The organism is Lyngbya sp. CCY1209 (genome assembly GCF_035615495.1).
Classification (GTDB): Bacteria; Cyanobacteriota; Cyanobacteriia; order Cyanobacteriales; family Microcoleaceae; genus Limnospira.
In genome coordinates, this window is record NZ_JAJENU010000648.1 from 1 (window position 1) to 15,908 (window position 15,908).

The window sequence follows — 15,908 nt, forward strand, 5'->3', positions numbered from 1 at the left end:
GAATCAATTCCCAAGCTAATAGCTCAAATCATCTGAAGATGATTGGGGAGGTTTAGGAGGGGATAACCGGATCTGATATAAAGAATCAAAGCCCCCAGAATTGGGGGTTTGGGGGCCGGTAATCAAGAATCAAAGCCCCCAGAATTGGGGGTTTGGGGGCCGGTAATCAAGAATCAAAGCCCCCAGAATTGGGGGTTTGGAGGCCAGATATTTTTCAAATTTATTCCCCACTCAACACAACCTCCAAAAGCCGATCGCACACTTTTGACCAGGTGAAGTTTTCCCTGACAAATGGGGTTCCGAACTGGCGCACTTTTTGTTTTAAATCGGGCGCTTTTATTGCCATTTCCATCAGGTCGATCAGGTGGCTGTTTTGCGGTTCGAGATAGAATTTTATATCCCCTTCGCGATCGCGGAATTGTCTGAGTTTGCTTTCGATTTGCAGGCTAAATTCCGGGCGGGCAAATTCGTCCGTCGGACCGCCTTTCGTGCAGATGACGGGGGTTCCACAGGCGATCGCTTCCAAAACCGGCATATTGAATCCCTCCGCAGAATAGGGGGAAACGTAGACATCCGCCGCCTGATAGAGTTGGGCGATTTCCGCTGCCGAAAAGTTCTCGCCGATGTAGCGCATTCTGGGGCGAATGAATTCGATTTCCGCATCGGTCAGGGCGTATTTTGTCGCCTTTTTAATCGAGTCTTTCGAGGGGAAAATGGCATCCCTACCTTTCAAAATTAACTTGGCTTCCGGGTGGCGATCTGCGACGGTTACAAATGCCTTTAAAAGCCGACTGATGCCCTGCCGTTCGTTCCACATAACGCCGATATTTAAGAAGACAAAATGATCCGCCCAGCCGAATTTTTTTCGCAGGCTATTCCGTTCATCTTCGGTCGGCGGATGGTGGACTTTGGGATCGAATCCCAGCGGCACGATCGCCACCCGTTCCGGCACCGCGCCGCTGTTGAGAAATCCCCGCCGCGACCATTCCGAAGCGGTGATAATTATACTGTCGGAATTGAGGTGGGCTTCCCGAAAAGATTTGATGCCCATGCCCCGCAAAATCGTTTGGGGGACGATGCCCCATTCCGTACACCCGAAGACCGCCGTTTTTTTGCTGTTAGAAGATGCCAAATTAAACGGGCAGTACATCCGCAATGTGATGTCGGCTTCGAGATTTTCCGGGGGTTGCGGCAAGTTATCTAATATCTCCTCTTCTTCTGGGGAAAATAAGCCCGGGCTGGGTTTCCAGTCTTCCGTAACATAGGGCATATCCCGATGGAATAGTTCCAGGCGCGATCGCTTTTTCAGTTCCAACAATTGGTGGCTGTTAATTAAAGCGTAAGAATGGGGGATCGATCGCCACCCTTCCACAACCATTTGATAGGAGGATTTTTGCGGGGAAAGAATAGGAGCCGGGTTGACCGCCGGTTTTTCCGGGTCGAGACAGTCCAAAATGCGATCGAGGCAGTGTTTCCAAGTGAACCGTCCGGCGACAAATTGGGGCACCAATTCCCGCGCCATCGTCCCCAATTCCGGCTGTTCGACCATCTGTTTCATCAATGCCGCCAAATGTTCCCAGTCCGGGTGCAGCAAAAAGCGTGTTTGGCAATTCGTGACCAACGTGCGAAACTGACTCAAAATCGGCAGGGCAAAATCCGGGTGCGTCCAGTCCTGGGCGGGACTTCCGGCCGTGTAAATAATCGGCAGGCCGCAGGCACCGGCTTCCAAAATCGGCAGACCCATCCCCGGTGCCACGTCGGGGGAGACGCAGGCATCCGCGGCCTGGTAGAGTGTCGCCAGCCCCCCGAAGGAGAGGGTGTCGCCGACAAACGCCAACCTCGGCTGCACCCGCCGCGCCTCTTTGTCGTCGAGGATGTCCCGGCAGGCTTCGAGCAAGGCATTTTCGGACTGTTGCGGGTGGGTGCCTTTCAACACCAGTCGGGCGTGGGGGTATGCTTCCACCACCGCCGCGAAGGCTTTCAGGAGGGGGCGCACCCCGCCGGCACTTCCCAGGTCGCCGACGTGGAGGAAGACGAAATAATAGTCCCAGTCGAGGGTAGCGCGCAGTTCGGCGCGCCGTTCCGGGGTGGCGGGTTTGAAGATTTCGGGGTCCACTCCCGGCGGGATGACGGCGATCTGGCGGGGGGGGATGCCCCGGCGCAGCAGCCCGTCCCGGGACCACTGGGAGGGGGTGATGAGGGTGACGTCGGGGGAAAGGGTCGAATTTGGGGGGGGCGAGTCGGCCAGGGTTCCCCAGCGGGGGGCGATCGCGATGCCGGTGCGGCGGGAGTCGGCCGGCGCAAAATTGGGGGTTTCGGAAATTCGCAGGGTGATGTCGGCTTTGCCCTGGCGGGGGGAAAATCTCTCGCAGAGGGTTGGGAAGTCCGGGTCGAACTCGGTCAAAATCGGGTCGCGATCGCGCTCCGCCGCCGCGCCGGTTTGGTAGGAAACCGCCAGATCCGGGCGCTTCGCCATTTCTCGGAGCAGAAAATCGGTGGCGCAGGCGTAAGCGTGGGGTCGAAACGGCCAGCCTTCAACGTGAATTCGCATGGACAAACAGTGGATGGGGGTTTTCTTCGGGTTGCGGGGGGGCGATCGCATCCCTGCCATCATATAGCATGACATCCCCGGCTTCGGCGGTCGGGAATCGGGAGTCGGGAGTCGGGAATCGGGAATCGGGAGTCGGGAATCGGGAGTCGGGAATCGGGAGTCGGGAATCGGGAGTCGGGAAATCCCCCTCAATCCCGCCGTTTTTTCAATCCAATAAAGTTGGGGGATGTCGCCGTCAAAACGGGAAAAATCCAGCCGCGATCGACATCGTGAGATTGCCATGTAAGTCGGGCGTTGTTATTATTGTCAATGACCGAATAAAGCGGGTTAAATCTCCGGCTATTTTGCCGATCTACTCCGTCGCCGAAACCGAACTTCATTCTATGTTAGAATCGACCTGTTCCGGCGGTGGTGCGAAGTCCGGGAAATTCCAGATCCCGTCCGAGCCATCATCGGGAGCCGCCGACAGACCGCCTTCCACCCCCGACCGTCCTCAACCGATAAAAATGACGATCCCATGAGCGATCAAAAACCCACCCCACCCGACAGGCGGATCACCCTTTCCCTGTCGAACATCTTACTCGTCGTCGGCGCCGTCTTGGTGTTGGTTTTACTCTCCCAACTCCAGGGACTGATCGTCCTGATCATGATTTCCGTGGTCTTGGCATCTTCCATCGTGCCGCTGGTGGATTGGGCGCAGGGGATGAAAATGCCCCGCTGGCTGGCGGTCATCTTCGTCTATTTGACCCTGATCGCCGGACTGACCGGGTTCGGCCTGCTCATCGGGCCGAGCGTCGTCGATCAGATCGGTCTGCTGGTGCGCCAGTTGCCGCTGTTCGCCGAACGGATCGTCGATCTCGTCAGCAACATCGCCAGCCGCCTGGGGGAAGACACCCCCGCCCTGATCGATCGCCTCGTCGATACCCAATCCCTGACCAACTGGGTGATCCGCTCCTCCCAACAACTGCTGCTGCGCTCCTACGGCATCACCCGGGGGATCGTGGGGGGAGTGTTCAGCTTGATTTTAGCCCTGTTCGTCTCCGGCTACATGGTCGCCGACAGCAAGACCCTCGTCAACAGCGTCGTGCAGCTCTTTCCCGCCCCCTGGAACGATCGCCTCGCCTCACTCGCCGAACCCGTGAGTCGTCGCATGGGCAGTTACATTCGGGGACGGCTGATCGTCTCCGGTATTTTGGGGGTGACGATCACCACCGCCCTGGGATTTTTGGGGCTGCGGGAATTCGCCGTCGGTTTGGGAGCGATCGCCGGCGTGACCAATTTGATCCCCTTCCTCGGCCCCATCTTGGGGGCGATCCCCGCCCTGGTGGTCGCCCTAGCCAAGGGGGGCTGGTTGTTCGTGTGGGTGCTTCTACTCTACGTGATCCTGCAAAACCTGGAAACCTACGTCCTCGACCCCCTGCTGGTGGGGTCGTCCGTGGGCGTCCACCCCCTCTATCAACTGCTGTCCGTGTTGGCGGGGGTGCAGGTTTTGGGGATCATCGGGGCCCTGATCGTCCCCCCCTGGTTCGCCGGTGTGGCGGCCCTGGTGGAGAACTTGTATTTGGAGCCGAAACGCTCGGCCGAACGGCAACTGGCGATCGTCCCGATGCCGGAAGTCCCCGCCCGACGCCCCCCCAATTCCGACCCGACACCCGAGCGCACCCCATGAAACTCACGGAAGATGACTCGATGCGGCTGATCGACAGGGCGATCGCCGCGGCCCCGGTCGCCCGCCACAACAGCCCACCCCCGGTAGAACAGCGGGACGCCCCCGGCGGCGGTTCCCAGAAAATTCAACCCGGTTTGCCCACCCTGGCGATCGCGATCAGGGGGTCGGGGCGGTGGATAGTCCTCGGCGAACGGACAGAAGAAGAACTTGAGGCTACACTGGATGAACTGCAAGGGCACTCCCAGCCAATCGGCACGGCGACGGGGAATTAGCCCCCCACGGCCGGATCGCCGTCTGTCGGCTCCAGAATCAAACCCTGACCGCGATCGCCATTCAGGAAGCATCCGATTGAATCGGGTAGCCGGGCCCGGCCGCCGCCATCCGCCCGACATCGATCCGAAACCCCCGCGAAGATTGCACCCGGAGAACCCCTACGCGCACACACCACACCGACCATGATGCACCCCCTGCTCCAGCGTCAACTGAAACGGCTCAACCTCCGGGCAGACCGACCGCCCACAGATGGGGAAGCTTGGCGGAACCTGTTGGAGCACATCAGCCGCAACTACGAATCGGCGGACCGGGAGCGGTATTTGGTGGAGCGATCGCTGACGATCTCCTCCCGGGAAATGTTGCAGATCTACGAGCGGCAGCGGCGGGAGTCCGAAACCCTCTGGCAAGCCGAACGCGATCGCCTGCAGGCCGTGATCGGCTCCCTCGGGGCCGGACTGTGCATCCTAGACCGGGAAGGGAATCTGCTGTCGATGAATCCCGAGGCCCGGCGGCTGCTGGGGTGGTCCGAGTCCGAACTCAAAAAACGACAGTTCTTTGAACGGGTTGCCCCCCACCTGAAAGGGTTCCCCGCCCAATTCCGACCGCGCCCCGACGAAACCCCTGACTCGAACGTCCCCCTGCAACCGATCAAATCCAGCGACGCCCAATTTATCTGCCGGTCTGGACTCGTTCTGCCGGTGTCCTACGTGATCAACCCCATCATCGACAATGACCGATGCGTGGGGGCGGTGCTGATCTTTTTCGACATCACCGACCGCCACCAGGCCGAACAGGAGGCCGCGCGATCGCTCTCCATGCTCCAGGCCACCTTCGACTCCACCGACGCCGGCATCCTCGCCCTCGACCGCAACGGCCGGGTCTGCCACTTCAACCAAAAATTCGTGGAAATGTGGGAGATCCCCGACCTGATGCTCGTCCCCGCCCAGAACCACTCCACCCTAGCCTTCGTCCTCCGACAATTAAAAAATCCGCCCCGGTTCCTCAAAACCGTCATGCAGTTGTCTGCCGAACCCCACATCCCCACCTACGACGTGGTCGAATTCAAAGACGGGCGGATTTTCGAGGTCTACTCCCACCCCTCCAAAGTGGGGGAAAAACTGGTGGGGCGGGTCTGGAGTTTCCGGGACATCACCGAGCGCAAGCGGGTCGAAAAAGCCCTGCAACATCGGGTGGAATTTGAACAGCTCATCACCAACCTCTCCACCTACTTCATCAGCCTCAACACCGACGAAATCGACGCCGGCATCCAGCAGGCGCTCCAAAAAATCAGTACCTTCATCGGCGTCGATCGCAGCTACATTTACCTGTTTTCCGACGCCGAGAGCCAGATGAAATCCCTCTACGACTGGCGCTCCACCGTGATGTCCCCGGACGCCGAATCCGACACCTTCCCGACCCCGAGTTCCCAAACCTCGGAGTTGATCGCGACGATCTCCAACCGCCTCCAATCCAGCTCCGCCCGACTCGACCCCGCCGACGTCCCCTGGATCGCCTCCTACCTAAACCAGTTCAAAACCATCCACCTGTCCGCCCCGGACATCTCCCCGGAAGGGATGGCGGATTTGCAATACCTGGAGCAGTTTCACGCCCGCGCCCGGTTAGCATCGGGCGACAGCGACAACCCGGAAAACGCCCTGCAAAACCTGGGATTTCTGACCATCATCCCCCTGGTCTGCCGCAAGTCCCTGGTCGGGTTTCTCCGCTTCGACTGCCTGCACTCCCTCTACACCGGCTCCTCCGACAGCATCGCCCTGTTGAAGATGGTCGGGGAAATGTTTTCCAACACCATCGAACGGCGCCGCACCGAAGAAGTCCTGCGGCAGACCGAAGCCAAGTACCGCAGCATCTTTGAAAACGCAGCCGAGGGGATCTGCCAGACCACCCCGGACGGGCGCTACATCAGCGCCAACCCCGCCCTGGCCCGCATCCTCGGCTACGACTCCGCCCGGGAGCTGATCGAAACCCTAGCCGACATCGGCCGGCAGCTCTACGTCCGCCCCGGCCGACGGGACGAATTTATCGCGGCGATGGCCGCCCGGGGCGCGGTGTCGGGATTCGAGTCCCAAGTGTACCGCAAGGACGGGACGACCATCTGGATTTCCGAAAACGCCCGGGCGGTCTTCGACGGTGCCGGACAACTGGTGTGCTACGAGGGGACCGTGGAGGACATCACCGAAGGCAAGCGGGCCGCAGAGGCCCTGGAACGGGCCAAGGAAGCCGCCGAAATGGCGAACCGCGCCAAGAGCACGTTCCTGGCCAACATGAGCCACGAGTTGCGAACTCCCCTCAACGCCATCATCGGCTACAGCGAAATTCTGTCCGAGGAGGCGGAGGAGTTGGGGTACGAAGACCTGGTGCCGGATTTGAACCGCATCTGCACCGCCGGACGCAACCTTTTGACCCTGATCAACGACATCCTGGATATTTCCAAAATCGAAGCGGGGCGGATGGATTTGTACCTGGAACCCTTCGAGATTTCCAGTTTGGTCGAGAGCGTCCTGGCCACGGCTCAACCCCTGGTGAAAAAAAATAACAATCTCCTCACCGTCGAGTGCACCGACGACATCGGCACCATGTATGCCGACGTCACCAAAGTGCGCCAGATTTTGCTCAACCTCCTCAGCAACGCGGCCAAGTTCACCACCGACGGCACCATCGAGTTGCAGGTCCGCCGCCGTGACGACGGGGCGGACGCCGCCGTCCAATTTTGCGTGCGGGATACGGGGATCGGTATGAGTCGCGAACAGCAGGCGCAACTGTTTCAACCCTTCACCCAGGGCGACGCCTCGACGACGCGACGCTACGGCGGCACGGGGTTGGGACTGGCCATCAGCCAGCGGTTCTGCGAGATGATGGGGGGCCACATCCGCGTGGAGAGCGAATTGGGGGTGGGATCGACCTTCACCGCCACCTTGCCCGCCGGGGTGGAGGAGGCCTCTGAGGCGATCGGCGACGGCGCACCTCTCGCCGCGGCGGAGGCGGAGGTCGGCCGGGAAGCGGACGGGTCCGACATCCTCGCACCCGAACCGACGTCGGGAACCGTGTTGGTGATCGATGACGACCCGGTGTCCCGGGATCTGATCGCCCGGACTTTGGTGCACGGGGGATTTCAGGTGGAAACGGCGGCTGGTGGGGAGCGGGGGTTGGATTTGGCTCGGCAATTGCGGCCCGACGTCATCACCCTCGACATCATGATGCCGAGTTGGGACGGGTGGGCCGTCCTCTCCACCCTGAAGGCCGACCCGGAACTCGCGGATATCCCGGTCGTCGTGCTATCCTTTGTCGAGAACAAGAGTCGGGGATTTACCCTGGGGGCATCCGACTACCTGCTCAAGCCCGTCGATGGCCAGCGCCTCGTCACTCTCCTGAACCGGTACCGACGTCCGCCCGACCGCTCAACCCTCCCCAGCTCCCCCGGCCGAATTTTGGTCGTCGATGATGATCGGGCGACCCGAGAGATGTTAAAAGGGATCTTGGAGGCCGAGGGGTGGCAGATCGACGAGGCGGAAGACGGGGTGGCTGCCCTGGAACGGCTGCGGGGCGACGTCCCCAATTTGATGCTGTTGGATTTGATCCTGCCCAACATGGACGGCTTCGAGTTGATTCACGAACTCAGACAGATGCCGGCCTCCGGAAATTTGCCGATCGTCGTGATTACGGCCGTTGAGCTGACCCCGGCCGAGCGATCGCGACTTAAGGGTTCCGTGGAGCAGATCTTGCAAAAGGGAAGTTACAGCCGGGAGAATTTGCTCGGCGACATCCATGCGATCGTCAGTGCGAGTGTTCATCAATCCGGCTTTTAAAGCTCCGTGTCTCAATCCCAACTTCTAATTTTCAACCTTAAATTTATCGGATCATGGCTAAGATTCTACTCGTGGAAGATAATGAAATGAACCGGGATATGCTCAAACGACGCCTGACCCGCAAGGGTTACGATGTCTCGATCGCGGAGGACGGCGCCCGGGGGGTGGAACTCGCCGAGTCCCTGATGCCGGATTTGATTTTGATGGACATGAGTTTGCCGGTGATGGATGGGTGGCAGGCGACGCGGGAGATCAAAGCCAACGCCAAAACCCAGGAAATTCCCGTCATCGCCCTGACGGCCCACGCGATGGCCGGCGATCGCGAAAAGTGTCTGGCCGCCGGCTGCGACGATTACGACACCAAACCGGTGGAGTTCCCCCGCCTGTTGGAAAAAATCGAAACCCACATCAAAAAGGGGGCGACCCCCTGAACTCGCCCCCCGGAAACCCCCGCCGGACTGGCATTGGGGGGGCCGGTTGTGTTATCATTTGGGCGCCATCTGGGCGATCGCACCCCGGTGGATTGGCCGTCGGTGGAGACGGCATCCAGTGTCAGGGCACATGGAGTCCGTGCATTTCGTCGATCGCGATCGACCGGGCGGTTCGGAGGTCTGAAAATCCCGAAACCTTTCCATAGATGGGCTCTTAACCTTTGCTGAAAGCGGAAAGCCGAAAGCCGATCGCCAGAACTCACGGGCGGTGAGACGCGACGAAATTCCCCAAACCCTCGACAACACAAACGCGGCTGGGTGATTCGATGGCGGGACGGTGTACGGTGACGCTCCGCCCGACGGTGGTCAAAGACTCTCGGCAACAATTTCCTGGTCTGCGACTGTTCTCCCGTTTAAGATACTGAGCTGTGAAATTATAAGTTTTAGATGAACGCTGACCCGGATCGTGTGTTGATCGTCGATGATAATGAAGTCAATCGGGACCTGCTCGTCCGACGTCTGAAACGACAAGGTTACGATGTCCTGGTGGCCTCGAACGGCTTCGAGGCCCTGGAGTTGATGCGATCGACCCCCCTCGACCTGGTGCTGCTCGATATCATGATGCCCCAGATGAACGGCTACCAAGTCCTGGAAACCCTCAAAGCCGACCCCGCCCTCCGCTACATCCCGGTGATCATGATTTCGGCGGTCAACGACATCGAGAGCATCGTCCGCTGCATCGAACTCGGCGCCGAGGACTACCTCTCCAAACCCTTCAACCCCGTGTTGCTGCGGGCGCGGATCAACGCCTGCCTGGAGAAAAAGCGGCTGCGGGACCAGGAGCAGGCTTACCTGAAAAAACTGGCCGCCGAACAGGAGAAGTCCGAACAGTTGCTGCTCAACATCCTCCCCGCGCCGATCGCCGCCCGGTTGAAACAGGGGGAGAGCACCATCGCCGACAGCTTCGCGGACGTGACGGTTTTGTTCGCGGATATCGTGAATTTTACCAAACTCTCCGCCAATTTATCCCCCTCCGAGTTGGTGGAAATTCTCAACCAAATTTTTTCGGTCTTCGACGAGTTGGCCGAACGCTACGAACTCGAAAAGATCAAAACCATCGGCGACGCCTATATGGTGGTGGGGGGACTGCCCACCCCCCGCCCCGACCACGCCGAGGCGATCGCCGAAATGGCCCTGGAAATGCAACAGATCGTCGGCGACTTCAGCCTTAAACCGGGGCAACCCCTACAGATGCGGATGGGCATCAATACCGGCCCGGTGGAGGCTGGGGTGATCGGCACCCGAAAATTTGCCTACGACCTGTGGGGCGATACGGTCAACACCGCCAACCGCATGGAGTCCCACGGCGTGGCGGGGAAAATTCAAGTCACGGCGGCTACTTACGAGCGTCTGCGGGACAAATATCAATTCGAGGAACGCGGCGTCATCGAGGTGAAAAGCAAGGGAAAAATGACCGCCTATTTTCTGATCGGTCGAAAAAGTTGATAGGCTCAAGGGTGGTATAGCTTTCAGCTTTCAGCTTTTAGCTATCAGCTTCAGGTCAACCGCCCGCGATGATGTTCTCATCAATTGGGCGGTTGCCATCGATGTCAGGATAAAAGCCCAGATAATCAAAGGAACGATGTTGACAACTGCTGAACTGCTCGATTATTCCAAGTGGATCGGTTTTGCTACCCTGGCTTTGGCTGGGTTGACCGTATTGGCGTTTATTTTTAAGTGGGGGCCGCGCTTTCGACTCGTGGGAGTCACGGCGTTTACCGGCGTCCTGACGGCGGGAGTGTTTGCCTTGGGTTTGGGGCTGTTTCAGCGCACGGAAATTCCGGGGGCGGTGCGCTACACCCGGGTTTTCGACGACGGCGCCCGCCAGATTGCGATCGCTGTAGCCCCGGACATCACCGCTTCCCAACTCGAAGCCACCCTGCAACAGGCCGCCGCCGACCTCTATTCTCCGGGCCGGGGGGGCGCCGGCCAACAACCCCTGACGATCCGGGTGCGGACTATCGTCCACCCCGAACCGGGGGTTTCCGAACCGATTTACCTGGGCCGGGTGGATCGCACCACCGGCTTCGCCACCGAACCCGAACTCGACATCCAGATCGATGGCGATCGCTTCGCCCACCTGGAGGAAGTCCGGGACAGCGCGGGGTAGGGGCGGTATTAGGGAGTCGGGAGAAGGCTAATTAATTGTCAATTATCAATGATCAATTGTCAATTCTTCCCCTATTCCCTGACCGACGCCCCGGCGTAGGTTTGCCGCCACAACTGTTCGAGGAGTCGTTCGGCGCGATCGCTCAAAACGGTGACGAAGATGCCGTGATCTTCGGCGTAGTCCGCTGAGATCCAGGTTCCGGTGAGGCTGACTTCCAGGGAGTCTTCGTCGGCGACACACAGGGCGATCGCGTCCGAGTTACGGTTTTGTACCGTTTCTTCTAAAAGGGCGATCGCGGGCAAATTTCGGGGCAACAGGAACGCCGCCGAACTGGGTTCGATGCAGATGCTCTCGCCGACGCGCATCGCGAGGGTAGCTCGCTGGGCGACGATCTGTTCCGGAGAGTGGGTCAGACGCTCCAGGTGAAAAGCCGCTTCAGTGTAAATTAACTTCAACATGAATTATCGCTTCCTTTTCACGCTCGGGTCAAGTCGCGAGACTCCAATTGATAGCGCTGGGCGCGGGGAAATGAAAAATGAAACATGAAAAATGAAACATGGACGGTGATATCAGATCGAATTTTTTGACCGAACCCACTCCCCAATCATCTTCAATCGATGATCGATAGGAAGGGAAATGGCGATTCATGCCAGATATTGCGATCGCCATGACCCTCAGGACATCCGAAAATCTCGAAACCGGTCAATGACAGACACTTAACCTTTGCTGATGGCTGAAAGCTGAGTGCCGATTGCTATATCGCGATCGCCGTCCGTTTCCCCGCGCCGGACCTGGGATTCCTATCAAGTCCGGAAAATCAGCAATTCTATCAATTTGTGATTTTCAGAGTCCGAAAATAGTTTTTATAAAAACTATTTGAGCGGACATGAGATCACGTCGGATGATTTCGCCAGAACTGTTCCGCAAAGGACACCACCGGATGCAACGGGGCTTTCGGCTTGGTGCGTAAGGGCATCCTAGCCTCTTCCGGGGTGCGGTTGCCTTTGAAGGCGTTGCAGCGGGAGCAGGCTACGACGACGTTATCCCAGGTGTGGCTTCCCCCCTGGGCGCGGGGGATCACATGGTCGATTGTCAGTTTTTTGGTGCTGCCGCAATACTGACAGGTGTGGTTGTCCCGGCGCAGGATTTCCCGGCGGTTGGCGGGGGGAACTTTCCAGATGCGTTCGTGTCCGGCCACCGTCAGGCGGATGCACTCCGGCACCCGCAGGGCGACGCTGGGGGAGCGGACCATCCATCCCGAGGTGCGATCGCTCGCATCCAACGGCTCGGCCCGGCCCGTCACCAAAAGTGCGATCGCCCGCTTGATATTGACGCGGTTCATGGGCAGGTAGTTTTTGGAGAAAACCACCACATTCTGACTCAATACATCCGTCGTGCTGGTCACGGCTATTACTCCACAATCAAAAACAGTTTTTTAAAGGGTGTGGGGTGTGCTCGGTGGGGTGTGGGGAAAGATTGGCTTTCAAGTATTCAGCGTTCTGGTCGATTGCCGACGGCTGAGAACTCATAGCCGGTTTCCCGACTCCCTAATACCGACTCCCGACTCCCCCAAACTCACAAACCCCCGCCTCGTGGAAGATGGAAGCGGGGGTCGGGTCACAAAAACTGTGTTTTCCTTTTATGTCGGTACGGCAGCGCTGCGCCTGTACCTCCCGCTTTCGATCTGGAAATTGAAATCTGCTTCCCGCAGATTGGCGGTCAAACCGAGGGATTCGGGTTGAACCGATGACAGAAAATAGATATCCCCATTGTCTCCCATCCGGGCCGCCCCGTCGGAGGGGATGCCCAAATCGCCACAGCAAACGCCACTCCAACCTTGGGGATGGCTGGCGCGAGGGCTGTGGTGGCGTGGGAAACGGGGTTCTATCACGTCCAAGCGAAACCTCAACTGATACTTTCAATCTAGCTTTGTTTATACTACACTAAGTATTACAGCAATGTCTACCCTTGAGGAGAAAAAATTATGTACACCTTACCTCGGACTTCAACCACCGATATGGAAGTGACCAGCATCCGTTTGGAACGGGAGTTGAAGGATAGACTGAAGGGCTTGGCCAAAAATAAAGGCTACCAAGCTCTGATCCGAGATATCCTGTGGAACTATGTACAACAAAAATCCGGAGACTACAGACCCCAATTTTCCAGAGAGGAGATCCGCGCCAGCTTTTCCGCCACGGCTCAACAGGAAGAACGCTGCGTCCTGACGGGCGAAATTATTCAACCGGGCGCGCCGATGTTGCTCGGGTTGACCGTACACGGCGATATTGTCCCCCTCAGTCTCGATAGTTTGGCTGATTAACAGATTCGTCGCCCTATCATTATCACCACCCCGGGGAGCTCGATGGATAAACATGGCTTCCCGGGGACTAAATCGGGAGTCGGGAGTCGGGAGTTGGGAGTCGGGGGCTAAATTAATAATTAATTATTAATTATCCTGGAGATTGGAAACCTTCGATTCCAGAGACGGACGGGACGTTGAACAATGCAGATTGGCGATCGCACCTTAAACCCCTTCTCCGCCATCCTTTGGCGGATCTCATTGTCAGTCTGCTGATTTTGCTGTCGGTGGGGTTGACGTTGGCGGAACTCACCCTACCACCGAATTCTCCGCAATTAGAAACGTTTGAGTCGATCAACCGCTGGGTGACGGTAATTTTTGCCATCGAACTGGGACTGCGATCGCTCGGTTCTTCTAACTCGCGGCGGTTTTTGAGAGAATACAAATTAGACTTGATCTCGCTGTTGCCGATCGCGCCGGGATTGCGACAGTTTCGGGTGATTATCGGGTTGCGATTGTTGCGGATTGTGCGATTGTTGCGGTTGTTGAATCGGAACACGCGATCGCTGCCCTATTTTTTGCGCCGGGGATTCCCCGAATATATCATTATCATTGAAATGCTATTGCTGACGGTGGTGTTCGGCAGCGTCGCCATGCTCACCTTCGAGCGCCCCGGCAACCCGGATGTCACCAATTTGGAGGAAGCCTTTTGGTACAGCATCTATTCCCTGTTCGCGGGGGAACCGATTCCTGGCCCGCCATTGTCCCTCGGGGGTCGCTTGCTGGCGGTTTTGTTCATGTTCATGAACGTCACCTTATTTGTGATGTTTACGGGGACGGTATCGGCGTTGATGGTGGAGCGGTTGAGAAGGCAGGAGTCCCAAATGGATTTCGACGAATTGAGCGGACACACGATTATTTGTGGCTGGAACCGGAAGGCGGAAATCATCGTCCGGGAGTATCGGGCGGCGCGAAAAAATGACACGGCTCCCATCGTAGTCATCGCTTTTATCGACTCCGACCATACCATTATCGATCCGGATCTGCGGGCGATCGTTCGGTTTCTCAACGACGATTTTACGAAAGTTAGCGTTTTGGAAAAAGCGGGCATCCGGCGAGCGAATACCTGCATTATTTTGGCAGATAAAAGCCACGGCCGCAGTGAACAGGATGCCGACGCTCGCACCATACTGGCGGCACTGACGGCGGAGAAACTCAATCCGAACGTCTACACCTGCGCGGAGTTGATCAACCGCGAGTATGGTTCTCACTTGGAACTCGGCCACGTCAACGCCTATGTTGTCAGCGAAGAACACAGCGCCTTTTTATTGGCTCAGGCGGCCCTCAATCACGGTTTGATGCGGTTATTTACGGAACTGTTAACCCACCAGCGGGGAAATCAGTTTTATCGTTTTCCGATTCAAGAAGAGTGGGTGGGACAGTCGTTTTTTGATGTCCTGATCCTGCTCAAACAGAATTATAACGCTATTTTAATTGCCGTCGATCGCCCCGGGGCGGAGATTCAAATTAATCCGGCTAATTATATTTTTCAGGAGGGGGATAGGGCGATCGCGATCGCGCCGCAGGAAATCGACATTTGATAGAAACCGGGTTTCTTTGAAGCGATCGGGTGAGAAAAGAACAACTTTCGTAGAAACCCGGTTTCTTAACGATATCGGTGGGGGGTAGAAACCGGGTTTCTAGGAGACAATTAGGTGAGAAAAGAACAACTTTGGTAGAAACCCGGTTTCTTTTCGGTGTCGGGGCTTTTCTCCCCTCTCCCAATCCTGGGCGAGGGATTGGGCGATGCCCTGAGCTTGCCGAAGGGGGTGAGGGCGAGAGAAACTATTATATAAACTACCGCAAGGAGGTGGGGACAGGGGTAATTAAAAAAAAATAAAAAAAAGCTCGCTACGCTCGCAAAAAAAGGGTATAATGAAAACAGGGCAAAGGGCAAAAGGAAAAAAGAGCTAAGGGGAAAGAGTCTTCGGGGGCCGACAGGAGACGCGAAAACCGCTGTAGTTGCCGAGGGAGCCCGGGCCGTACCAGTAGCGGTCGGCACAGCGGCAGTTTTCAGGATTGCTGCCCCACGAACCGCCGCGGAGCACTCGGCTTTTTGATGTCTTCAAAAGATTGACTAAAACATCAATGTCATAGACTTGATAATCATTATCATTCTCATCCCAGACTCGCCCATCCGAGGGCGCACCATTATAGTTCTCATGCCAGGGGTCGGCGCACCACTCCCAAACGTTCCCGTGCATATCATATAAGCCAAAGGCATTGGCAACTTGGAAATGACCGACGGGTGTGGTTTCGTTGCGGTAGACACCTTTTACACCCGAGCCGTAGGTGTAATTGCCATCATAATTGGCGATGTCAGTGCTGAGGGTTTTTCCAAAGTGGAAAGGGGTCGTGGTTCCGGCACGGCAGGCATATTCCCACTGGGCTTCGCTGGGCAGGCGATAGGGCTTTTGAGTGGCTTTTGCAAGTCGGGCGCAGAACTCGATCGCATCATACCATGAAACTTGTTCAATTGGTCGATTGTTTCCTTTAAAAATTGCCGGGTCGGGATCGAGATCTCGCCGAAGTTTGGGCCAGTTCGCCACCCGCCTCCATTGGGCCTGGGTGATGGGGTATTTGCCCATCAGGAAGGGTTGAATGGTGACTCGGTGTTGGGGTTCTTCCTCG

13 protein-coding genes are annotated in these 15,908 nt (G+C 57.4%); 8 read left to right on the plus strand and 5 right to left on the minus strand.

Features of this window, described 5'->3' with window-relative positions:
- Window positions 1–220: 220 nt before the first annotated feature.
- Window positions 221–2,833, minus strand: a complete 2,613-nt coding sequence (locus LKE08_RS26545) for a glycosyltransferase (RefSeq protein WP_324707305.1) — start codon at window positions 2,831–2,833, stop codon at window positions 221–223.
- A 235-nt stretch (window positions 2,834–3,068) separates the two neighbouring features.
- Between LKE08_RS26545 and LKE08_RS26550 the strand changes: the two genes are divergently transcribed.
- From LKE08_RS26550 to LKE08_RS26575, 6 genes are all read left to right on the plus strand, one after another.
- Window positions 3,069–4,220: an AI-2E family transporter gene (locus LKE08_RS26550; RefSeq protein ID WP_324707306.1), complete on the plus strand. Its 1,152-nt coding sequence runs from the start codon at window positions 3,069–3,071 to the stop codon at window positions 4,218–4,220.
- Window positions 4,217–4,492 (plus strand): hypothetical protein, encoded by a 276-nt coding sequence (locus tag LKE08_RS26555; protein ID WP_324707307.1) that lies wholly within the window; start codon window positions 4,217–4,219, stop codon window positions 4,490–4,492. Before LKE08_RS26550 ends, LKE08_RS26555 begins: the two co-directional genes overlap by 4 nt.
- A 183-nt stretch (window positions 4,493–4,675) precedes the next feature.
- Window positions 4,676–8,317: a PAS domain S-box protein gene (locus LKE08_RS26560; RefSeq protein WP_324707308.1), complete on the plus strand. Its 3,642-nt coding sequence runs from the start codon at window positions 4,676–4,678 to the stop codon at window positions 8,315–8,317.
- Between the two features lie 53 nt (window positions 8,318–8,370).
- Window positions 8,371–8,748 (plus strand): response regulator, encoded by a 378-nt coding sequence (locus tag LKE08_RS26565; protein WP_324707309.1) that lies wholly within the window; start codon window positions 8,371–8,373, stop codon window positions 8,746–8,748.
- A gap of 447 nt (window positions 8,749–9,195) precedes the next feature.
- Window positions 9,196–10,254 (plus strand): adenylate/guanylate cyclase domain-containing protein, encoded by a 1,059-nt coding sequence (locus LKE08_RS26570; protein ID WP_324707310.1) that lies wholly within the window; start codon window positions 9,196–9,198, stop codon window positions 10,252–10,254.
- A 136-nt stretch (window positions 10,255–10,390) separates the two neighbouring features.
- Complete coding sequence (locus LKE08_RS26575) at window positions 10,391–10,918, plus strand: Ycf51 family protein (RefSeq protein WP_324707311.1); 528 nt, start codon at window positions 10,391–10,393, stop codon at window positions 10,916–10,918.
- 71 nt (window positions 10,919–10,989) lie between these two features.
- Here LKE08_RS26575 and LKE08_RS26580 read toward each other — a convergent pair whose 3' ends face one another.
- The 3 genes from LKE08_RS26580 to LKE08_RS26590 all read right to left on the minus strand — a co-directional run bounded on the left by LKE08_RS26580 (window position 10,990) and on the right by LKE08_RS26590 (window position 12,815).
- On the minus strand, window positions 10,990–11,376 hold the full coding sequence (locus LKE08_RS26580; RefSeq protein ID WP_324707312.1) for an alr0857 family protein: 387 nt from the start codon (window positions 11,374–11,376) through the stop codon (window positions 10,990–10,992).
- Between the two features lie 434 nt (window positions 11,377–11,810).
- Window positions 11,811–12,323, minus strand: a complete 513-nt coding sequence (locus LKE08_RS26585; RefSeq protein ID WP_324707313.1) for an HNH endonuclease — start codon at window positions 12,321–12,323, stop codon at window positions 11,811–11,813.
- 234 nt (window positions 12,324–12,557) lie between these two features.
- On the minus strand, window positions 12,558–12,815 hold the full coding sequence (locus LKE08_RS26590; protein WP_324707314.1) for a hypothetical protein: 258 nt from the start codon (window positions 12,813–12,815) through the stop codon (window positions 12,558–12,560).
- A gap of 87 nt (window positions 12,816–12,902) precedes the next feature.
- Here LKE08_RS26590 and LKE08_RS26595 point away from each other — a divergent pair, with 87 nt between their 5' ends.
- Together LKE08_RS26595 and LKE08_RS26600 are read left to right on the plus strand one after the other, a co-directional pair.
- Window positions 12,903–13,238 (plus strand): hypothetical protein, encoded by a 336-nt coding sequence (locus tag LKE08_RS26595; protein ID WP_324707315.1) that lies wholly within the window; start codon window positions 12,903–12,905, stop codon window positions 13,236–13,238.
- A 176-nt stretch (window positions 13,239–13,414) separates the two neighbouring features.
- The gene (locus LKE08_RS26600) at window positions 13,415–14,818 is read left to right on the plus strand and encodes an ion transporter (RefSeq protein ID WP_324707316.1); all 1,404 of its coding nucleotides are present in this window, start codon (window positions 13,415–13,417) and stop codon (window positions 14,816–14,818) included.
- A gap of 369 nt (window positions 14,819–15,187) precedes the next feature.
- Here the strand turns inward: LKE08_RS26600 and LKE08_RS26605 are convergent.
- Window positions 15,188–15,908, minus strand: a 721-nt coding sequence (locus LKE08_RS26605; RefSeq protein WP_324707317.1) for a formylglycine-generating enzyme family protein, incomplete at its 5' end; no start/stop codon positions are given.